This window comes from uncultured Psychrobacter sp. (assembly GCF_947500265.1).
Lineage (GTDB): Bacteria > Pseudomonadota > Gammaproteobacteria > Pseudomonadales > Moraxellaceae > Psychrobacter.
This window is the reverse complement of sequence record NZ_CANMRN010000005.1, coordinates 136,561-157,798: the sequence shown is the minus strand read 5'-3', so window position 1 is coordinate 157,798 and position 21,238 is coordinate 136,561. Positions and strand designations below refer to the sequence as shown.

Genomic DNA, 21,238 nt, shown 5'->3' with positions numbered 1-21,238 from the left:
GCAAATTTTAGTGAATTTGCCCAACGTCATATGACTTTTGGGACAAAATTAATCCAAATTTTGGGATTATTCTGGCTTTTCTATAATAAATGGACGGTAATAATTGGCCAATCTATTCAATGAGTCATTTGGTAGGTCAGGTAATAGCTTATTAAGTGCCATACTCATGCCTTTATCAATTGCCGATTTGGCAACTGGAACTGACTTACGTTTGATCATGCCTAGCTTTAATGTCTCGGCATAGCGACTGATAAAGTGAGTCAATGTTTCTTCGTTCATGGTTTCGAGTGCTGTTTTGAATTTGGCTCTATCTACATGTTCAGGCGTGATAGCAGCAAACCCTTCAGTGATGGTATTGGCATCTTTTTCTGACAGTTTAAAGCCGACACGTTTAACGCCTTCGTTATCAATAAAGGTTGCGTGATCCCTTAGAAAATGAAAACTTGGTAACACGTCTTTGTTGTTTTCTTTACCTAGTAAGATATTGAGCAGAGTGTCTGTCGCGCGTTCAATCGTTCCAACAATTTTACGCATAGAGGCTTGGCGCTCAGGGTTAGGAATAATCTCTACCAAACCAACCAATAAATTATCAGTAAGATCGCGCGCTGTCTGATGCGTAAGGGCATCGCGATAAGGGTAGTACTCTACATTCTCATTTGAAGCAACGACTTGTTCGGCCTCACTGATTAAAGCTTTTAGTTTATCTGAGGGTACGAATCCAAAATAATGTGCCATTGCACTTCCTTTATTTGTTGTTTTTTATGTCTTACTTGCGTTACATTTATCACCAAATCAGTTATTATTCAAACAAAGTTTTAGTCTCAGGCTCATCAAACCAAATGCTGATTAGTGACATGCCCTAGTTATAAGATAAATGACTTTGTTGATTGGTAATAATTTTGCAAATTGCTAGAATTTACCTAAACGATAGATGAGCTGAGTCACTCATCGCACACTAATTTAGCATATTTTTCATATTTTAATTCAAAAAGCTTGAACTTATAAGGCTATTGACTACTTGTCTAGGGAGAGATGAGATGAATAGTGCTATCGTACTACTATTCGCCGTTGCCGCTATGCTCTGCGGCTACGTGTTTTATTCAAAATTTATCGCCACCAAAATTTTAGCATTGGACAACAGCCGTCCTACACCCGCACATACGATGAAAGATGGGATCGATTATGTTCCCACCAATAAGTATGTATTGTGGGGGCATCACTTCACGTCAGTGGCAGGGGCTGCACCAATTATCGGTCCTGCAATTGCAGTTATTTGGGGCTGGGTGCCTGCCATTATTTGGGTAGTGGTAGGTACTATCTTTATGGCTGGTGTACATGATATGTCTGCTATTTGGGCAAGTATGCGCAATAGAGGTCAGTCGATTGGCTCTATCGCTGGTACTGTCATGGGCACACGTGTCCGCAGCTTGATGATGGTTGTCATCTTCTTATTACTACTGATGGTTAATGCTGTATTTGGTGTAGCTATTGCCAATATGATGATTAAGACGCCATCTGCGGTATTGCCAGTGTGGGGTGCCTTAGTGGTTGCCTTTATCATCGGACAGTGTATCTATCGCTACAATATGAATCTGGTCTGGGTGTCCATTATCGGGGTAACGGCCCTGTACGGGCTTATCTATCTTGGCCCTATGTTCCCGATTGTGTTACCTGAGACCGTTATGGGTTTGCCTGATAACGCAGTATGGATCTTGATTTTGTTCGCCTATGCGGCGATTGCGTCGTTGTTGCCTGTATGGATGCTGCTTCAACCTCGTGATTATATTAATGGCTTACAGTTATTTGTCGGTTTGATTTTATTATATGCTGCTATTTTTATTGGCACGCCTAATATTGTCGCGCCAGCGGTTAACACTGCATTACCAGCGGATACACCGTCACTTCTACCATTGTTGTTTGTGACGATTGCTTGTGGTGCCATATCAGGATTTCATGGTTTGGTCGCAACAGGTACCACTTCTAAGCAGATTGATAAAGAAGAAGACGTTCGTTTCGTTGGTTACTTTGGTGCATTGGGCGAGGGTATGCTAGCACTTGGGGCAATCCTTGCAGCAACCGCAGGTTTTGCGACTCTTGGTGATTGGCAAGCGGTCTATCAAAAGTTTGGTGATGGTTCTATCGGTGCGTTCATCGATGGCGGTGCGACCATCTTGAATGCCGGCGTTGGTATCGATATGGTGCTATCACAGACGATGCTTACGGTAATGGCCGCATTGTTTGCTGGTACGACGATGGATACTGGCGTACGTTTACAACGTTATATCTTCCAAGAATTTGGTGAATTTTATAATTTGCCCGTACTCAATAAGAGTGTCGTTGCAACGTTACTTGCTGTCGGAAGCTGTTTGTTATTAGCGTTCGGTGCTGGTGGTATCGATGGCGCGGGTGGTATGATTATTTGGCCGCTATTTGGTACAACCAACCAGTTAATGGCTGCCTTAACCTTGATGATCGTTACCATTATCTTGTTACGTAAGGGCAAGCCAGTTTGGTACACCTTAGCACCATTGTCGTTCTTGTTGGTTATGACTGTCTTTGCACTATTGATTCAGCTCAAAACCTTCTTTACTGATGGTAATTGGCTACTTATTATTATGGATATTATTATCTTAATCGCGACCATTTTGGTGACGTTTGAGAGTTTGTCTGTACTACGCAAAGAGTGGTCACTACATAAAGGTAAAAACGGCGAGGTTTAAACGTTAAACCATATTGAGTGTCTGTTTAATAAAAAACGCTAGCAGCAATTGTTGGCGTTTTTTGTATCATATAGGCATGATAGGTCATAAGAATTAAGTAAAATACGAGCACATTATGGAAAATAAAAACACATCGAATGATATAGAAAATGTTCAACCACTAGAGAACACTCAACCATGGTGGCAACGGTTTAAGAGTGGATTAAATGAGTTTTATCATGCGCCTTATCGTCAGACGATGGCACGCGCCGCACGTGATGAAGAAGATTTTTTTATGTTGCTCATGTTTGCTGAGAGTTTGGGGATTGATAATCCCGCCAGCTTTTATACATTAGAGCTACAGCCATTATTTTTAGAAAACTTTCATGAGTGGCATACACGTATGGGAATGGATAGATGTCCATTTGACCACGTTGGGTGCTGCTAACCGTAGTGGATTGACTATATAAAAAAGTAGCTAAGCATTTATTAGATAATGAGACAAAATACGAGATAACAATATGGCATTACACCCTTTACATGGATTGGTAGAGCAGTTGGAGACACAGCCGATTATATTTATCGGCGGCAAAGGCGGTGTAGGGAAGACCACAACTGCTGCAGCCCTAGCCAGCTACTATGCAAGCCAGCAGCAAAAAACCTTAATTGTCTCAACCGATCCGGCACATAGTTTGGGCGATGTATTGAATGTACGACTCAATAATGAGAAAACGGTGATATCACCTTATCTAGATGCGATTGAGTTAAATCCTGACGTGATTGTCGATGAACATTTTGCTCAAGTTGAACGTACAATTAAAGCTTATGCCAACCCAGATATGATGCCAAAAATTCGTGAGCATCTGAAGCTATCTAAGTCGGCACCTGGCGCCCAAGAAGCCGCGATGCTCGAATCTATGTGTCACCATTTAGTCGAAGCGGCAGATGCTGGGTATGAGCACATCATCTTTGATACCGCACCGACAGGTCATACTTTGCGATTATTGGTATTACCAGAAATGATGGGAGCATGGACGGATGGGCTGCTTGCACAGCAGCGACGACAGGCCAAATTACGTTCGGTGGCGACACACTTGGACAGTCACAATCAAAAAAATGATAAAAACGATGTGGCCAATCCGTTTGCAGCCAAAAAATCAGATCGCTGGGAACAAGCTGTATCCGTATTAGAAAGACGTAAGCAATTGTTCCGCCAAGCAGGGTTGCTACTACATGACCGTACACAAACAGCGATTGTATTGGTGATGACCGCTGATGTTTTACCATTGGCTGAGACCAAGCGCGCAATCGAGCAATTGGAAGATAGTAAGCTCATGCCAGCAGCAATCGTCATTAATCAGCTGATATCAACCACGCAGTTGGATGATTTTTGGCGACGCCGTGCTGAGCGTCAGCAGCATTTGCTGCAGGATATCGAACAAAACTTTACCAAGTACCCGCTGTATCCGATCTATCTGCAACAGACAGATGTACGCGGCACAGATGCATTGAGTGTGTTGTTAAGTGCATAGGGTGCATAGATAGTTCGCTGATAGTTCGCTAGTAATTTATGACTCACGTTTATACGACTGTAGTTTACCTGACAGCGACCATGCCATGTCTGTGCGTAATAACTGAGCTTGTTCGGACTTGCCGCTGCTAAGCGACGACCATTGCGGTTTACCTCGGGCTTTTTTAAGCTCACTTGGTAATTTATGAGCCGGCCATACAGTAATTGGATTATTGTCTTCATCTGCATGGTCACTGTCGTCAGTTAGCGACGTTCCAAGACTGCTGTTTTCGCCTTTATATAATAACTGAGTGGCATCTGTAGCAGCATGACCACGATGACGTAATGCAGTAAGTAAGTCTAATGCTCGCGTTGCTAATAGCGTCAACGTAGCAGGATCGATATATAAGCGTTTTACCCCAGTAATCCTATCGGCAATACTGCTGGTATTCGATAGCAACCCGCCTGCGATACCGCCTATTGCAGCACCCAATCCCAGTGTGGTACCTAGGGCTGCGGCATCGATACCTAGTCCTAGAAGCGCGCCAGCTGCTGCACCAGAAGTGGTACGAATACCGTAGCTCTTGAGAAGTTCAGGGTTAAAAGGGTCTTGTTGATAGGCTTGTAATTCAAGCGGCGTTGCTGCGACCGCGTTGTCATAAAACTTATAAAGGTTAAGTAGGTTGTGCTGCATCGCACGTTCACTTTGCCTAACGGCTTCTTGCATTTGCTGTAACACAGGCAATGGGTCGTCATCTTCATTGATCTCGCGCACAAAGGCAGCAACATTCAATAAAAAATCAGCGATGATGATATTGGCCTCATCATACAGCTGCGCCCAGTCTTCCGTTCGACGTTGCATCAACTGCTCAAGCATTTCAGAGTGAGTAAGCATGGTGGCTAGGTTTTTCCATAGACGCATCTCATCTTCAAACTCAAACGCGACCGAATCGAAACGCGTTGAAATATGCAGATTGCGTCTTGCCAGCATCGTTTGCCAGTCGTCGATATTGGCATTCTGACTGTCGGTAAAATTAAAAACAGGCATCACAGGAATCGCAGCCCAAGACAAAATCGCTAGCTCATCTTTATATTTACCCAATACAGGCTCACGAGCATCTACCACGTAAATGGCCATATCACTTGTCAGCAGCTGACGAATCACTTTGGCTTCTTGGCTATAATCATAGGGCAAGTCATAACTGTCTGCACCTTGAGCGACATCCGCCGCCAAAAACTGTTGCAGACGTTCAATACCATCACGGCGACTGGCAGTATTATCCTCTAGCCAGTCCATAAGCCCTGAAGCATCTTCCAGACCAGGTGTGTCGTATAATGCCACTAGCACCTCACCAGTGCGACTGTCTGTCAGCTGTGCTTGCTCGACGTGACGCGTGGTCGCCGCTTCGTTTTTGACTTCACCGAAATATACGTCTCGCAATAACGTGCGCAGTATAGAGGTTTTACCCGTATTGGTATGACCAACAACGGCTAATTTAAGCGGTTCACCACTGGCAATCGTTTTCTTTGTTACCCTTGACGCTGGTGCTGTCGTTGCTGATGTATCGGTTGATACAGGTTGATTATCCTGAGTAGCTATTGACTGAGCTACTGTGGATTTTGAGGTGTTTTCTGAAGGAATGCTTGAGACATCAGGAGTTGGCTCATAAGCCTTGTCTGCAAAGAGACCTGCAGGCTTATTACTCTCATGATTATTTTTATTGTCATTATTCATAGTAACGTCTTATATTTATTGATGGCAAAAACACATAGTAGCCATTTATTGTAAAACAAATCTGACTGGGTATCGGTTATGAATGCGTATTGTCATATCATAAATCGTAGTCCACGCATTTGTAATCATGCTCTAGTCGGTTCAATATACATTAGATACAAGGAAGACGAGTGAAAGCACTACAAATAGTAGGCTAAGCGAGACTGACATCGTATCCAATGTATAGAGAATTGACTATATTAGACAGCACTTGGTGGACGCAGCAGTACCTTTAGCTTTTTCTTAAGCCCTTTGGCACGAAAAAACCGCTGCCACATACGGTAAAAAACCCCAAATATCAGGCTGACGATATTGTCATGACTGGCTTCACCAACGGCACCATATTGGACGGGGTTATTGGCGGTATCTTCTTCTACATAAGTGCCAAACCAGCGATCAAAAATAATGAGCACGCCGCCGTAATTTTGGTCAATATATTCATTATTGGTGCCATGGTGGGCGCGGTGATTGGATGGGGTATCAAAAACATACTCAATCCATTTTGGAAATTTTCCTACTGTTTCGGTATGGATAAAGAATTGATAAATCAAATCTAACGCATAAAAGAAGAATACCCAGACAGGATGTACGCCCAACATCATCAGCGGGACAAAGAATAGCCACCATCCCGTCACTGAGTACAGCAGGCTTTGACGCATGGCAGTGGACAGATTCATATGGTCATCTGAATGGTGCACGACATGCGCTGACCAAAACCAATTCATACGGTGTGACGCGCGATGGAACCAGTAATAGCTAAACTCAACCGCAACGAATATAGGGATGGCGGTAAGCCATGTCACCTCAATAGTAAATAAGCGATATTGATATAACCATAAGCAGATAGGTATGACGATAAGCGCTTGGACAATCAATTCAAACCCTAAATAAGAGCCGCCCAAGCTAAAATTGGTCATCGCACGGCGCAAGCTAAAGCTTTTACTATTGCCACGCTTGGACTGATAGAACCATTCTGCCAAAAATAACAAGAAAAATGGACCACCAGCCAGCGGTAGTAGCCACTCTTGCCAATACGCGGGTAGAATGCTCTCTAGCATTGGCTGCCATGACTCTGGCGCAGCCGTTAAGATACTTTGGTTTAATGCCTCTCGGTAACCATCCAATAGTTGACCATACTGACCTAGAGTCATAAGGGGGCTGTCTAAAGAGATATATGCTGCCATCTTGGGCTCCTAGCCACTATAAAACATCCTTGTCATCTTGATATGACGTCACAGCTATCAAAATATATCTTAACTGTTATATCAATAAGTCTTTAGGCCTGTCTGAGGTTAAAGACCTATAATATTTATTTATTGTATATCATGCTAGTCATAATGATAAGTTTATGAAATATTATAGGATTACACCTTAAAATTTATTAAGCATCAATATCAACCAAGCCAATCTTTCGTGCAGAAAGAGCCGTTTGCCACTGTTGATAGCGAACCGTTTGTTTGTCTAGTGGCTCATCATCGGTACGTGCGTCAGTTAAGTCAGCAGCAGAGTTGGTATCGCTAAGCAGTTGTACGATAAGTCCATCTTTGGCGTGAGCAGCAATTTGATCGAGTTTGCGTAGCGTACCGCGGTCGGGCAGTGCGTTGCTATGAATGCCAAGCAAGACTTGCACAGGATGCGCATCTAAGTAGTTTTTTAGCCGTGTCATATCATCACGGTCATCAACGATACCAAAATCCTCAACTTCGCTTGATTGTCCAAAACCATGATGGCTGTCATCAAGCCCTGACTGCCACCATTTGTTCTGATCTGCAGGGTATTCAAGTAGCGCAACTAACTTCTTGCCCGCACTGACCGTCGCTTTTGGAGCGATAGGGGCTGGTGCCTCTGTAAAGTCATCAGCATCCACCACGTGCCGCTGCCAAAAGTTTAGGATTTTTTGATAATACGGTTGTTTGATATCCAAACGCATTTTTTTGCGGCGGAACATCAATGCACAGAATGCCCATGCTATCGCTCGCGGTACAATACCGTACATCAGCAAGCTACCAACCAGTAACCCTGCCCACTGCCGTGCAACAGACAGCGGCATCGCTTCGGTGACAAGCCTGCTCTGTGCGATCGCTGTGCTGTCTGGCACACCAAATCCCACCATACTAGGTAGCCAACCTAATACTTGAGTCAAGCTCACCAGCGCCTGATCAGAGAGTAAGGTTGACTCCCAGCTAAAGCTATACTGACGTACAACCAACAAGAATATAATCGCAAGCAGCATACCGGTCAATGTCGCGAGCCACAACTGATGGCTAAACCGCCCCAAATACCAACGCATACCGCTATGCTGCAACTGGTGCTCATACAGATCGACGGCCGCCTTGGTCACATCATCCTTACCACGTATGAGATAACTTGGACTGACAAAGCTCGCAAACCAACTGGGCGATTGCTGATCTCGATTGATAAGGGTTATGACGAGCCACCCACCAAGCATAATGGTATGAAAACCAAGTAGGCAGACCAACACATAAAAGAAGTTCACAACATTAGACTGCAATAGCGTAAATAACCCCAAAAACCCTGAGATACACCACACCACGCTCATAACGATCATAATGCCTTTTATACGGCCGTCAATCTTGCCTAGCACACGCGCAAGCGCCCCGTTACTATCTATACGTGATGCCCGTCGATGCAACTTTTGAATAGGCGTACCGTCCTCGCCCTGTAGCTTTTCCGTGATTAATAACGGGTCAGTGGCAAAGACGTGCTGATCGGTCTCTAAAGCACGTACCAGCTCGGTCAGTTGATCTTGGGGTGATAGCATAATGCGATAATATCCGTATGAAGGCGTCAATATAATAAATAGCAATCCGAAAACAGGCGTTCTAATCGTTATAGATTATTGTAGCGTATATAGAATGAGGATGACTTGTATTATTTTTATCATAGTAAACGCTTATAAAGTCAGCCAAAATGAATAAATGAAACCCAATCTTGTCAAAAAGCGTATCAAAGAGACATATCAAAAAAAGGAAGGTGCCATATGAATAACGAAATGAATAATAAAACCTATCTTATCATCGGTGGAACAGGCGGCATTGGTCAAGCCATGGTACAGCAGCTGGTACAACAGACAACGGACAGTCAATCTAATCAAAGCCATCGCACACAAGTATTTGCTACTTATCATAGAAATGAGCCAAACATTGAAGCAGAAAACCTGCACTGGCTGCCAATGGACGTCAGTGATGAGGAAAGTATTAAGAAAGCTGCCGATACCATCAAACAGACAGTCAGTCATGTGGATTGGGTAATCAACTGCGTGGGATTATTACATACAGAGACAGCGCAGCCAGAAAAGGCCTTGCGACAGATGGAAACGGAGTTCTTTTTGCAAAATATGAAAATCAATGCCCTAGCCAGTTTGCTGATAGCCAAACACATCAAGCCGTTGCTCGCCAAGGCTAATCGCAGCGCCAATCATCCTGCTGTTTTTGCGACCGTATCAGCCCGCGTCGGTAGTATCACTGATAACCAGCTAGGCGGTTGGTATAGCTATAGAATGAGTAAGGCGGCGCTCAATATGGGGATGAAAAACCTGAGTATTGAATGGGGCAGATCACTTAAAGATGTGTGCGTGGTGGTCATGCAACCAGGCACCGTGAATACTCAGCTGTCTGCACCGTTCCAAGGCAATGTCGCTGAAGGACATCTATTCTCGCCAGCGTATAGCGCGGAGTGCTTATTGGAAGTGCTTTCAGGTATGACTGCTACTCAGTCAGGCAGTTTTGTCGATTGGGCAGGAGAGTCGATACCTTGGTAGTCTTCAAATCAATAACATATAGTACGGCGATAAGTGGCTAGATAAATGCATTAAGAAACTGACGCTATCGTACTAGTAAAGCATAAATTTAATACGCTTCAAACAGTGACATAAACTCATTAACGGGTGTTTGTTCTAGTCTTTCTTGATCGTCGCACAGCTCAACGATCTGCTGACAACGACTTTCGATAAAACGAGTGACCAGACTGGCGCGGAACTTGGCTTCCAGCACAGGGATGCCCTCAGCGCGGCGGCGTTTATGCCCGATAGGGTATTCAACAGCCACTTTTTCTGTACTGCTGCCATCGTTAAAAAATACTTGAATGGCGTTGGCAATAGAGCGCTTGCTTGGGTCATGGTAATCTTTTGAATACTGCGCGTTTTCTTCTACGACCATCTTGCTGCGCAGTTCATCGATTGACAAATGCTGTTCGTGATAGTCATCCTCGTAGTTCTCTGCCATCAGATCGCCTGTCAGCAGCGGCACAGCCACCATATACTGCAAACAGTGATCTCTATCTGCTGGATTGGCAAGCGCGCCTTCTTTTGAAATGATTCGAATCGCTGAGTCATGGGTGGTCAGGACAATTCTCTCGATATCGTCGATTCTGTCTTCGATGTGCGGGTGCAGAATCACAGCGGCTTCACAAGCAGTCTGCGCATGAAATTCAGCTGGAAAGCTTATTTTAAATAAGATATTTTCCATCACGTAACTACCAAAATCCCGCTGGAATTTAAAGCAACGTTCGCCTTCAGGCTTTGTCGCTAGATCCTTATTGGTATGGCTAAATAGCACATCATAGAATCCCCACTGCGGTGCAGTTAATGCGCCAGGGATACCCATTTCACCACGTACCGTTATATCGACCAGACGTACTGCACGACTGGTTGCATCGCCTGCTGCCCATGATTTTCGGCTGCCAGCATTGGGTGCATGACGATAGGTGCGCAGTGCCTGACCATCAACGATGGCTTGTGAGATCGCTGCCATGATGCGCTCACGTGGTAGCTGATAAAGTTTGGCGACGACGGCTGTTGATGCTAACTTGACCAAAAACACATGATCGAGCCCCACACGGTTGAATGAGTTTTCGAGTGCCAGTACGCCTTGAATTTCATGCGCCATGATCATGGCTTCAAGCACTGCTCTCATGGTCAGTGGTGCTTGTCCTTGGCTGATATTTTTCTGACTGATATAGTCCGCGACCGCCAAGATACCACCCAAGTTATCAGAAGGATGGCCCCATTCAGCAGCAAGCCACGTATCGTTATAGTCAAGCCAGCGCACCATACAGCCAATGTCAAAAGCAGCCTTGATGGGGTCTAGCCTATAGGAGGTGCCAGGGACGCGAGCGCCATGCGGCGTTATTTGATCGGGGCAATCAGGCCCTAAGTGCTTGGTGCATTCAGGGAAGCGCAGCGCAAGTAAGCCACAGCCAAGCGTGTCCATTAGACAGTGGCGCGCGGTATTCCACGCATCAGTAGGGTTTGGTGACTGCCCGTCTATTGAATAATTAAGAACGTAATCGGCGATTTTTTGAATTTCATTGTCATATTCTGGACGGACATTACTCTCTACCGTCGCATCGTTTGTATTTGAATTGGCTTTATTTGAATGGTTATCTAAGTGATTATTTGACATGGTTGTTCCATATTGAGTGTGCTACTTCCTTGACTGATTATCTCAGCCGTCCTTTTAAAGGAATCATCATTTAAAAGTAGCACACTCAATATGGAACAACCAATTTGAATTATGTTAAGAATTAAGACGTTAGCAGTGATCTAAATCATTAAGTACAACAGGCCTAAAACAAACAAAGCGGCCATGATAAACAGCAGGAAACTTAAAACTTTAGTCGTGGTTGACGCAGTATCCGTACTCTCTTTTTTGATCTTGTTTTTCTTAGCAACGTATAGCACCATTTTCACATGCTCGATATTGTCCTCGAGGTAGTGCTCGCCTTCAGGCACAAAACCTAATGACTCATAAAAACTAAGTAAGTAAACCTGTGCCGAGATGATAATCGGACGCTTTTTACCGTACTTTTTTCGGCACTGTGCAATAGCCTGATTCATCATCTGCCGTGCTAGACCATCACCTCTATGCTCTGATAGTACAAGCACTCTACCGATGGCTGGCATCGCGGTGTGGTTGGTCTTAATCCTAGGATCAGCAACCGATAGGTTGGATTTTAGCTTATTAAACTCAGGTGGAATGATACGGCAATAGCCCACCAATGCTGCATTTTGATGAGCGATTAGGTGCAAGCAATCGAAATCCACTTCATCCATATCTTGATAGGCACAGTTTTGTTCGACGACAAACACTTGCGAGCGCGCCTTTAAAATATGATAAAGGTCAACTGAGGTCAGCTCGTCAAAGGTTTTTAAAGAAAATTCACAAGTCATAGTGGGCTAGCTTCTGGCAATAGGCAGTAAAAGATTGGCATTATAACGATTTAGGCTGGCATTAACCATTCCTAACCGTTTAGGGTCTGGCTGATTTTATCTAAGTTTAGGCTATCAGACATAGCGCTAAAGATTTCAAAGTATTTGCCGCGTTGGGCATAAAGTACCTCATGTGTACCTGTCTCAACCACTTCGCCATTTTCTATCACCACGAGATCGTCGGCATCGATAATTTGGGCGATATTGTGCGAGACCATAATGACGGTACGGTCTTTTTTGATCAGATCTAGGCTTTTTTTGACCTGTTGACTTGCGATAGCATCGAGGCTGGCTGTCGGCTCGTCCAAAAATACAATAGGTGGGTCTTTTAAAAACATCCTTGCCAGCGCAATACGCTGCTGTTGACCGCCTGATAAGGACTTAGCAGTGCTCTCATAGCCATCAGCTAACCCTATAATCTGCTCGTGGATAGAGGCTTTTTTTGCAGCCACGATGATGTCATCTTCGCTAGCATTCATATCGCCATAACGGATGTTTTCACTGATCGTACCCGAAAAAATATGATTACTCTGTAGTACTAGGCCGATGCGCTGACGCAATTCGTGGGTATCACAGTCAGCCAAATCATGCCCATCTAGACAAATCGTACCAGCGTCTGGCGCGTAAAACTTGACTAATAGATTGATAATCGTGCTCTTGCCTGCGCCAGAGAGGCCGACCAGTGCAGTGATACGGTTGGGCTTGATGGTAAAGCTGACGTTTTTTAACGCTTGCGTACCATTAGGATAGGTAAAATCGACATTTTTAAGCTCGATATGACCCTTTAGGTTTTCGCTACTGATACCATCGATGTTTTCGACTTGTTTATCATCTTCTAAAATATCAAAAAACCCTTCGGCATAGGTCAATGCATTATTGATCTGGTCGTAGATGCGGTGTAATTGACGGATAGGGGCGGCGACGTTCTGAAACAGCATGACATGAAATAAAATCATGCCAATGGTCATCTCACCTTGTAGGACAAAATAAGCGGTGAGAAGGATGATAACCACCACACCAATCTGCTCGATAAAGGTTTTGATGGCATCATAAATAAAGCCAATACTACGAATACGCAGTTGATTGTCGGTCATTTCCTTTTGAATGGCTAAGTGCTTTTCAGCCTCGATAGATTCACGGACAAAGGATTTCACCACGCTGATCGAATTAATCAAAGAGATCACCAAACCGCTTTTGGCTTCTCGAAACCCGCGCATCTGCCGACGAAAACCTTGCAGACGACGTGCTTGTTTTTGGCTGATAAAGAAGTAAATGGGTATGATAATGAGACCGACCATACCCACCCAAAAATTGGTCGAAAACATGATGATAAGTGCCACAATCGCATTGGTAAATAGCGGTAGCATGTCGATAAAGAAGTTTTGCACAAGGCTGGTTAAACTGCTGACACCGTAATCGATACGGGTTTGCAGTTTGCCACTGTCGTTTTCACTGCTGGTATAAAACGCCATGCGATAGGTGAGGATGCGCTCAATGATTTTTTGAGACAGGTCGCGAGACAAGTTGATACGAATCTTTTCACCAAAAAAACGCTGACCAAAAGAGATGAATATCGACAGGATCTCTTTGGTCAGCAATACAGCACTAATAATCCCTAGCATTCGCAGACCTGCCTGCCATGGATCCGCAAGCGTGGCAATTTCGGTCAAGGTATCGACGGTATAACGTAGTACAAATGCATTAACCTGAGCGGTAAAGGAGCCTAAGACGGTCAGCGCTAAGGTAGCGATGATAAGCAGACGATAAGGTTTAGCAAATACCGCCAGTTTTTTTAGAATATCCCACAGCAGTGCCCGCCTTTCTTTCTTTTCGACTGGAGGCTTTTTGTCTAACTGTACACGGCGGGGTTGGGGAGATGTTGGCATAAAACTCTATCGCAAATTAAAATAAGCCATGACTACGTTTAAAACGCATCCGCTGGCACAAAAACTTCACCAACCATGATACGCCTTGCTGAGCGGCTCATCGACACTTTTTTGGCTTGCCAGCGCCCATCGACCAGTTCAGTTTTTCCGCCAACGAGCAATGTACCTGATGGATGGCCAAAACGCACCTCTGTCAGCTCGCCGGCGCCAGCAGCTTCGTTAACAAGCGTGCCTTGTGTGGTTGCCGCGGCTGCAATGGCAACTGCTGCTGTACCCATCATAGCGTGATGCAGTTGACCCATACTCATGGCACGTACAACCAAATCAATCTCGTCTGTATCGACCAACTTACCACTAGAGGCCGCATAGCTCTGTGCTGCACCTACCCAAGCGACCTTAGGAATGTGTTGGCTGGTCTGTGCCTCGCTCACGTCTTTAAATAGTCCCATCGCAACACCGCCTGTAGCACGAATTTTCTCAAGCTTGGCAAGTAACTCGCTGTCGCTATTGATGTCGCCTTGTAATTCAGTACCAGTAAAACCTAAATCTTCAGCTTTCATAAAGATGGTTGGGATACCTGCGCTAATAAAGGTCGCTTTGACGCTATCGGCATTTAAACCGCAGTCCGTTACATCGAAGTCATCGACCAATTTGCCAGTAGGGAACATGTCGCTGGTAGCATCTACAGGGTCGATAAACTCAATTTTGACTTCAGCTGCTGGGAAGGTCACACCATCTAATTCAAAATCGCCCGTCTCTTGAACCTGTACTTTGTCATTTGCATCTTTATAGACTGGGACATGGGCAATAATCGTTTTACCGATATTTTCTTGCCAAATGCGTACTTCACAAATACCGCTTTCAGCATTGTCATCGATGCTATGAGCAATCTTGTTAGCATCGACCAAACCCATATTAATGGAACAGGCACCGACGGCCGCGGTTAAGTTGCCACAGTTACCCGCCCAATCAATCATAGGCTTGGCAATATTAACTTGTCCGAACAGATAATTCACATCATGGTCTGGTCTGTCAGAGGCCGATAAAATAACCGTTTTTGACGTGCTAGAGCTACCATTGCCCAAACCATCAATCTGCTTGCCGTAAGGATCTGGACTACCGATGACCCGTAATAGGAAGTTATCACGTGACTCGCCAGCGACTTGGCAACGCTCAGGTAAATCAGATAATTTAAAGAAAGTGCCTTTTGAGGTACCACCGCGCATGTAGGTAGCAGGAACGGATATTTGCGGGGCAAAAGAGGGTTTTGATTTAGAATTAGTTTGGGCCACTATATTAAGTCCTTTTTATATTGTTATAAGATTGGGTATGGTGCCATCAGCAAGTAAACATGTACGATTAAAAACGCTCGTTAATAATGATAGCGACAAGAGATAATAGTCAGATAATTATCATCGACGGCATATACCAATCGATTGGCATCATCGATGCGTCTTGACCAAAATCCAGATAGGTTTTCTTTTAGGGGTTCAGGTTTGCCAATGCCTTCAAACGGATTACGCTTACATTCGGTGATGAGTTTGTTAATACGCTTGAGTGTTTTTTTGTCTTGCGTTTGCCAGTACAGATAGTCTTTCCACGCAGCATCTGTCCATGCTAGTTGCTCACTCATTGTTAGACCCTTTTCCTTTGGATGGATTACAGTCTTTGAGTTCAAGCACTTTCAATATCGCTATCCGTATACTCATTATTATCGCTGCTACCATCACCTTTATCACTATCTTCTGCCGTATCAATTAGCTCACGTGTAACAGTCTTGCCAGCTTTATATTGGGCAATAGAGTCCGCTAAGTGCGCCGCATTGGCAGGAGATTTTAATAGATAAACGGTTTCCATCAGGCTATTGTAATAATCAAGTGACATCACAACAGCATCATCAGCGTCACGGCGGGTCACGATAGTGGCGCTGGCATCATCGTTTACCATGTCTAGAACGGACTTTAGGTGCTTTCTGGCTTCTGAAAAACTAACGACTCTCATGGATTACTCCCTTCATGATATTCTGCATGACTTGTACAATATATAGTACATATTACGCCATTGGTTAAGTAAACTCAATATTTAGCTAATATCTAGTACTTAGGAGTAAGTGACAAAACTCAGTGTATAGAACGCAAAAGCAAATAAAAGCCGATGTCATATGAAGTTATACAACATCGGCAAATTTTATACTTTATTGCTTATCGGGCTAAAAACTACAGGATAGCCTTTAGACAATATCAAGCGTACCTTCGATAAACTCTTTAGCAAAACGCTGTAGCATACCACCTGCGTTGTACATTTTGACTTCATCAGCCGTATCTAAGCGGCAGATAATCGGCGTCTCAGTGGTACTACCATCGGCACGATGGATCACTAAAGTCATCAACCCGCCAGCAGAGACTTCACCTGTGACATCAAAGGTTTCTGTACCATCGATATTTAGCGTATGGCGAGTCGTGCCTTCCTCAAACTGTAGAGGTAGAGCGCCCATGCCAACTAAGTTTTGACGATGAATACGCTCAAAGTCTTCAGCGACGACTGCTTCTACGCCAGCGAGACGCACGCCTTTGGCAGCCCAGTCACGGCTTGAGCCTTGACCATAGCCATCACCTGCGATGATGATGAGCGGCTGCTCACGGTTCATGTAGGTTTCAATCGCTTCCCACATGCGCATGACTTGACCTTCTGGTTCGACGCGCGCCAGTGAGCCTTGGACAACTTCGCCATCTTCATCGCGTACCATTTCGTTCAATAGCTTAGGGTTGGCAAAGGTGGCACGTTGCGCGGTTAAATGGTCGCCGCGATGGGTTGCGTATGAGTTATAGTCCTCAGCAGGCAAGCCCATAGTATCAAGATACTCGCCAGCTGCTGATGAGCCAAGAATAGCGTTTGATGGTGACATATGGTCGGTTGTGATGTTATCACCAAGGACTGCGAGCGGGCGTAGGCCTGTCAGTTTATTTTTCTTGGCCATTTTACCTTCCCAATACGGCGGACGGCGGATATAAGTAGTCATTTCACGCCAGTCATATAATGGGCTTAATGCCTTACCTGTGTCTTTTTTGGCTTCATCAAACATTGGGATATATACGGCATTGAATTGCTCAGGCTTAACAGCCGCAGCAACAATGGCATCTACTTCTTCATCATCAAACCAGATGTCTTTTAGATAGACGTCATTACCGCCTTGGTCTTTACCCAATGAGTCTTTTTCGATATCAAAACGGATGTTACCAGCGATGGCATAAGCAATAACCAATGGCGGTGATGCCAAAAATGCTTGCTTGGCATACGGATGGATACGACCGTCGAAGTTACGGTTACCAGACAGCACTGCCGTGGTAAATAAATCATTATCGATGATTTCTTTTTCGATATCAGGGTCTAGCGCACCGCTCATACCGTTACACGTCGTACAAGCGAAGCCGACTACATCAAAGCCAATTTCTTGCAACTCTGGCATCAGCCCTGCTTCTTCTAGGTACATCTTGACCGTTTTTGAGCCAGGTGCTAAGGATGACTTCACCCAAGGTTTACGTAATAGGCCTTTGGCATTCGCATTACGAGCAACAAGGCCTGCGGCTACCATGTTGCGTGGGTTTGAAGTATTGGTACAGCTGGTGATAGCAGCGATAATAACCGCGCCATCTGGCATGAGACCGTCTTTTGGTTCAGGCAATTTTTCGTCAGCGCCATGAGCGATACCTTTGGCAACCAAGTCAGTAGTCGATACACGGGCATGTGGACGCGATGGGCCTGCCATATTACGACCAACTGATGACAAATCAAACTCAAGGACGCGTGCGTATTCGGCTTTTTCCATGCCGTCAGCCCATAGGCCCGTTTGCTTAGCGTATTGCTCAACCAGTTTAATCTGTTCCTCGGAGCGACCAGTCAAACGTAGATAGTCAGTCGTTTGCTCATCGATATAGAACATCGCGGCAGTGGCACCATATTCAGGCGTCATATTGGAGATAGAAGCGCGGTCACCGACACTTAGCTGGCGTGCACCGTCACCAAAGAATTCGATATAGGTAGAGACCACACCTGCGTCACGTAAGAACTCAGTCATCGCCAGTACGAGATCCGTACCAGTGATGCCTTTTTGCAATTTGCCAGTGAGCTTGACACCGACGTAATCTGGCAGACGCATATAGGATGGATTGCCCAGCATGACGCTTTCAGCTTCTAATCCGCCCACACCGATCGAGATTACACCTAGTGCATCGACCATCGGCGTGTGGCTATCAGTACCAACTAGCGTATCGGCAAACGCGACTTCTTCACCCGCTTTATTGTGCACGACCTGTACGACAGGTGACATTTTCTCTAGGTTAATCTGATGCATGATGCCGTTACCAGGCGGTACGACATTCACATTGTCAAAGGCATACTGGCACCAGTTGATGAAGTGAAAACGGTCATCGTTGCGACGCTCTTCAATCGCGCGGTTCTTCTCAAACGCGTCATCTTCAAAGCCTGCGTGCTCAACGGCCAATGAATGATCTACGATGAGCTGAGTTGGCACGATAGGGTTTACCTTAGACGGATCACCGCCTTGCTCAGCGATAGCATCACGCAAACCTGCCAAATCAACAAAGGCTGTCTGACCCAAGATATCATGACAAACGACGCGGGCAGGGTACCAAGGAAAGTCTAGATCTTGCTTGCCTTCGATATGCTGCTTCAGCGCATCGGTTAACTCTTCTGGTGGGCAACGGCGTACTAGGTTTTCACACAATACTTTTGAGCAAAATGGTAGTTTGTCATAAGCGCCAGCTTCGATACTCTCGACAGCCTCGCGGGTGTCAAAGTAATAAAGGTCAGTACCGGGAAGTGGCTTTTTAAATTCATCGTTCATTGGTTGTACTAGGGCGTTGTCCATAAGTCACCTTTGGCTGTTGGCTAATTATAATAAGTAGTTAAGCGTTGATACTGGGTAAAAATTCATTCCTTTAGCAAAATCATCGTTCGTTCTCATAGGCTTTGCTAAAGAAGCGATATTGGAAGTTTAAAGGGCGTGGTCTATAAAAAAGATAGTGTATGACGATTAAACCTGAAAAACTCATAGCAAGGCTCAATCATCATACCTGTATCAGCTAGCACTGCCGCTAGCTGATAGTAAGTACGTAACAATAGCTATTTAAAAGGAATCAACTTAACGCGCACTCATATCTGGTACAGGGCGTAGATCTTCACCAGTGTATTCCGCACTTGGACGAATGATACGGTTATTGGCACGTTGCTCAAATACGTGAGCGGCCCAGCCAGTCAAACGTGAACAGACAAAGATAGGAGTGAATAGTTTGGTTGGGATACCCATGAAGTGATAGGCAGAAGCATGGAAAAAGTCAGCATTACAGAACAGTTTCTTCTCGCGCCACATCACTTCTTCACAGCGTACTGATACTGGATATAGCACTTCATCACCAACGTCCGCAGCTAGCTTCTCAGCCCAGCCTTTAATCACGACGTTACGTGGATCTGACTCGCTATAGATCGCATGACCAAAGCCCATGATTTTGTCTTTGCGAGCCAACATACCCATCATCTCTTCTTCAGCTTCATCAGGTGAGCTAAAGCCTTCAATCATATCCATCGCTGCTTCATTCGCTCCGCCATGCAATGGACCGCGTAGTGAACCGATTGCACCAGTGATACAAGAATGAATGTCAGATAAGGTAGATGCACACACACGAGCGGTAAAGGTCGACGCGTTAAACTCATGCTCTGCATAAAGGATAAGCGAGACGTTCATCACTTTTTCATGTAGCTCGTTTGGTTTTTCGCCTTTGAGCAAGTGTAAGAAATGACCGCCGATAGTGGCATCATCTGTATCGGTCTCGATACGTACATTGTCGTGGGTAAAGCGATACCAATAGTTGATAATCGATGGGAAGGCCGCCAGCATACGGTCAGTTTGATCGTTTTGCTGAGCAAAATCAGTTTCGGTCTCAAGGTTACCAAGCATAGAGCAGCCAGTACGTAGCACATCCATTGGATGCGCATCAGCTGGGATACGTTCAAGCACGTCTTTTAACGCTTGTGGTAGGCCACGTAAGCTTTTGAGCTTGGCTTGATAGGCATCAAGCTCGCTTTGAGTAGGCAAATTGCCGTATAACAGCAAATACGCCACTTCTTCAAAAATACATTTATCTGCCAGCTCTGATACATCATAACCGCGATAGGTCAGACCAGAGCCTGATTTGCCAACGGTAGATAGAGAGGTTTTACCAGCGACTTGTCCACGTAGACCTGCGCCTGAAAGTTCTTTTTGTGCTGCCATGTTTACATTCCTTTTGTTGGTAGCTTTTTTGAGTGAAAACGGTGTTTCTGATAATAAATTTATTGGTTGATGACTGACTATAGCGCCAGTTTAGCGTTATGCAGGCTGTTCAGGCTGTGGGCCATCTAAATCGACCTTACAGCGCTCAAATTCAGCTTCGATAGGGCCATTTAAGACTTCCATCGCGCTGCCTTCGCCTTCTGCATTGTTGATCTTCATATATTTGGCACCCAGTGGTGACTCCATAAATGTCTGAATTTCAGTCATTTCTTCTGGGGTAGGGTCAGCCATTGGCGTTGCAATTTCTTCACCATTCATAACGCGCAATTGCTCATTGCCAAAAGCAAGTAATTTTTTACCCACATCTGACGTATAAAAGTCATCTAATTCTTTTAACTCTGCATCAGTAAACTGACTTTTATAGAAACGATCGACTTCCGCTTTGCCCAAGTCTTTGTCGCGTGACTCAAGGCAGCTGACTTGCTCTTCGCTGAGCGCACCGCTATTGATAATTGGTGCAAACAATAAGCTGTTGACGGTATCTAACGTAATCGTCGTCATGATCAAGTCGTTTTGAGCATCAGTCTCTGATGGTGCAGCTTCGCTTTCGCTAACCACAGTTTCGCTCGTATCACTGGCAGTATCGTCAACGGTTTCTGGTGTTTTATCACAGCCCGTCATGAATAACAGCGCCGCAAGCGTGCTACTAAGTAGTGAGGATTTGACAACCGTATGAGCAGTAAAAAATGGCATAAATAACCTAAAGGTAAATAAAGACGGGTTTTGAAACGATAAAGTCCACAGAGGTGGTTTATCGTTTCGGCGTTGCTAATTGGCAATTATTAGTTGTT

General features: G+C 44.9%; 16 protein-coding genes and 1 pseudogene. 4 read left to right on the top strand and 13 right to left on the bottom strand.

From position 1 onward, the window contains the following. Positions 1-66: 66 nt before the first annotated feature. Positions 67-735 carry a hypothetical protein gene (locus tag Q0788_RS09090; RefSeq protein ID WP_201579714.1) on the bottom strand — a complete coding sequence of 223 codons (669 nt, stop codon included), beginning with the start codon at positions 733-735 and terminating at the stop codon, positions 67-69. A 302-nt stretch (positions 736-1,037) separates the two neighbouring features. Between Q0788_RS09090 and Q0788_RS09085 the strand changes: the two genes are divergently transcribed. From Q0788_RS09085 to Q0788_RS09075, 3 genes are all read left to right on the top strand, one after another. Continuing rightward, complete coding sequence (locus Q0788_RS09085; protein ID WP_191113583.1) at positions 1,038-2,720, top strand: carbon starvation protein A; 1,683 nt, start codon at positions 1,038-1,040, stop codon at positions 2,718-2,720. Positions 2,721-2,835: 115 nt separating this feature from the next. Then, the gene (locus Q0788_RS09080; protein ID WP_201568976.1) at positions 2,836-3,147 is read left to right on the top strand and encodes a cory-CC-star protein; all 312 of its coding nucleotides are present in this window, start codon (positions 2,836-2,838) and stop codon (positions 3,145-3,147) included. Between the two features lie 73 nt (positions 3,148-3,220). Continuing rightward, positions 3,221-4,231 (top strand): ArsA family ATPase, encoded by a 1,011-nt coding sequence (locus Q0788_RS09075; RefSeq protein WP_298809844.1) that lies wholly within the window; start codon positions 3,221-3,223, stop codon positions 4,229-4,231. A gap of 36 nt (positions 4,232-4,267) precedes the next feature. On the opposite strand, the gene Q0788_RS09070 is transcribed toward Q0788_RS09075, so the two are convergent. The 3 genes from Q0788_RS09070 to Q0788_RS09060 form a co-directional block, all read right to left on the bottom strand. After that, positions 4,268-5,944, bottom strand: coding sequence for a DUF3482 domain-containing protein (locus tag Q0788_RS09070; RefSeq protein WP_298809843.1), 1,677 nt, complete (start codon positions 5,942-5,944; stop codon positions 4,268-4,270). A gap of 239 nt (positions 5,945-6,183) precedes the next feature. Continuing rightward, positions 6,184-7,167 carry a sterol desaturase family protein gene (locus Q0788_RS09065; RefSeq protein ID WP_298809842.1) on the bottom strand — a complete coding sequence of 328 codons (984 nt, stop codon included), beginning with the start codon at positions 7,165-7,167 and terminating at the stop codon, positions 6,184-6,186. A gap of 197 nt (positions 7,168-7,364) precedes the next feature. Further along, the gene (locus Q0788_RS09060; protein ID WP_298809840.1) at positions 7,365-8,765 is read right to left on the bottom strand and encodes a DUF2868 domain-containing protein; all 1,401 of its coding nucleotides are present in this window, start codon (positions 8,763-8,765) and stop codon (positions 7,365-7,367) included. Between the two features lie 219 nt (positions 8,766-8,984). Here Q0788_RS09060 and Q0788_RS09055 point away from each other — a divergent pair, with 219 nt between their 5' ends. Next, positions 8,985-9,764, top strand: a complete 780-nt coding sequence (locus Q0788_RS09055) for an SDR family oxidoreductase (RefSeq protein ID WP_298809837.1) — start codon at positions 8,985-8,987, stop codon at positions 9,762-9,764. A gap of 88 nt (positions 9,765-9,852) precedes the next feature. Here Q0788_RS09055 and Q0788_RS09050 read toward each other — a convergent pair whose 3' ends face one another. The 9 genes and pseudogenes from Q0788_RS09050 to Q0788_RS09010 form a co-directional block, all read right to left on the bottom strand. Then, positions 9,853-11,406 (bottom strand): bifunctional 2-methylcitrate dehydratase/aconitate hydratase, encoded by a 1,554-nt coding sequence (locus Q0788_RS09050; protein ID WP_298809834.1) that lies wholly within the window; start codon positions 11,404-11,406, stop codon positions 9,853-9,855. A gap of 140 nt (positions 11,407-11,546) precedes the next feature. Further along, the gene (locus Q0788_RS09045) at positions 11,547-12,173 is read right to left on the bottom strand and encodes a GNAT family N-acetyltransferase (protein ID WP_298809831.1); all 627 of its coding nucleotides are present in this window, start codon (positions 12,171-12,173) and stop codon (positions 11,547-11,549) included. A 71-nt stretch (positions 12,174-12,244) separates the two neighbouring features. Beyond that, positions 12,245-14,098, bottom strand: a complete 1,854-nt coding sequence (locus Q0788_RS09040; RefSeq protein ID WP_298809829.1) for an ABC transporter ATP-binding protein — start codon at positions 14,096-14,098, stop codon at positions 12,245-12,247. Between the two features lie 38 nt (positions 14,099-14,136). After that, the gene (prpF, locus tag Q0788_RS09035) at positions 14,137-15,390 is read right to left on the bottom strand and encodes a 2-methylaconitate cis-trans isomerase PrpF (protein WP_298809827.1); all 1,254 of its coding nucleotides are present in this window, start codon (positions 15,388-15,390) and stop codon (positions 14,137-14,139) included. A gap of 80 nt (positions 15,391-15,470) precedes the next feature. Continuing rightward, on the bottom strand, positions 15,471-15,731 hold the full coding sequence (locus Q0788_RS09030) for a Txe/YoeB family addiction module toxin (protein WP_037025847.1): 261 nt from the start codon (positions 15,729-15,731) through the stop codon (positions 15,471-15,473). Between the two features lie 119 nt (positions 15,732-15,850). Then, positions 15,851-16,099 (bottom strand): annotated as a pseudogene (locus tag Q0788_RS09025) (type II toxin-antitoxin system Phd/YefM family antitoxin); the annotation flags it as partial. 229 nt (positions 16,100-16,328) lie between these two features. Further along, positions 16,329-18,962 carry a Fe/S-dependent 2-methylisocitrate dehydratase AcnD gene (gene acnD, locus Q0788_RS09020; protein ID WP_298810080.1) on the bottom strand — a complete coding sequence of 878 codons (2,634 nt, stop codon included), beginning with the start codon at positions 18,960-18,962 and terminating at the stop codon, positions 16,329-16,331. A 297-nt stretch (positions 18,963-19,259) separates the two neighbouring features. Then, positions 19,260-20,387 (bottom strand): 2-methylcitrate synthase, encoded by a 1,128-nt coding sequence (prpC, locus tag Q0788_RS09015; protein ID WP_298809825.1) that lies wholly within the window; start codon positions 20,385-20,387, stop codon positions 19,260-19,262. A 96-nt stretch (positions 20,388-20,483) separates the two neighbouring features. Then, positions 20,484-21,140: a DUF2059 domain-containing protein gene (locus Q0788_RS09010; RefSeq protein WP_298809822.1), complete on the bottom strand. Its 657-nt coding sequence runs from the start codon at positions 21,138-21,140 to the stop codon at positions 20,484-20,486. Positions 21,141-21,238: the final 98 nt, after the last annotated feature.

Bases quoted from the DNA above. Each gene is read 5' to 3' on its own strand.
- Q0788_RS09040 (WP_298809829.1), bottom strand. From the start codon at position 14,098: ATGCCAACATCTCCCCAACCCCGCCGTGTACAGTTAGACAAAAAGCCT.
- Q0788_RS09085 (WP_191113583.1), top strand. From the start codon at position 1,038: ATGAATAGTGCTATCGTACTACTATTCGCCGTTGCCGCTATGCTCTGC.
- Q0788_RS09060 (WP_298809840.1), bottom strand. From the start codon at position 8,765: ATGCTATCACCCCAAGATCAACTGACCGAGCTGGTACGTGCTTTAGAG.
- Q0788_RS09045 (WP_298809831.1), bottom strand. From the start codon at position 12,173: ATGACTTGTGAATTTTCTTTAAAAACCTTTGACGAGCTGACCTCAGTT.
- Q0788_RS09070 (WP_298809843.1), bottom strand. From the start codon at position 5,944: ATGAATAATGACAATAAAAATAATCATGAGAGTAATAAGCCTGCAGGT.
- acnD (WP_298810080.1), bottom strand. From the start codon at position 18,962: ATGAACGATGAATTTAAAAAGCCACTTCCCGGTACTGACCTTTATTAC.
- Q0788_RS09080 (WP_201568976.1), top strand. From the start codon at position 2,836: ATGGAAAATAAAAACACATCGAATGATATAGAAAATGTTCAACCACTA.
- Q0788_RS09065 (WP_298809842.1), bottom strand. From the start codon at position 7,167: ATGGCAGCATATATCTCTTTAGACAGCCCCCTTATGACTCTAGGTCAG.
- Q0788_RS09090 (WP_201579714.1), bottom strand. From the start codon at position 735: ATGGCACATTATTTTGGATTCGTACCCTCAGATAAACTAAAAGCTTTA.
- Q0788_RS09030 (WP_037025847.1), bottom strand. From the start codon at position 15,731: ATGAGTGAGCAACTAGCATGGACAGATGCTGCGTGGAAAGACTATCTG.
- Q0788_RS09075 (WP_298809844.1), top strand. From the start codon at position 3,221: ATGGCATTACACCCTTTACATGGATTGGTAGAGCAGTTGGAGACACAG.
- Q0788_RS09055 (WP_298809837.1), top strand. From the start codon at position 8,985: ATGAATAACGAAATGAATAATAAAACCTATCTTATCATCGGTGGAACA.
- Q0788_RS09050 (WP_298809834.1), bottom strand. From the start codon at position 11,406: ATGTCAAATAATCACTTAGATAACCATTCAAATAAAGCCAATTCAAAT.
- prpC (WP_298809825.1), bottom strand. From the start codon at position 20,387: ATGGCAGCACAAAAAGAACTTTCAGGCGCAGGTCTACGTGGACAAGTC.
- Q0788_RS09010 (WP_298809822.1), bottom strand. From the start codon at position 21,140: ATGCCATTTTTTACTGCTCATACGGTTGTCAAATCCTCACTACTTAGT.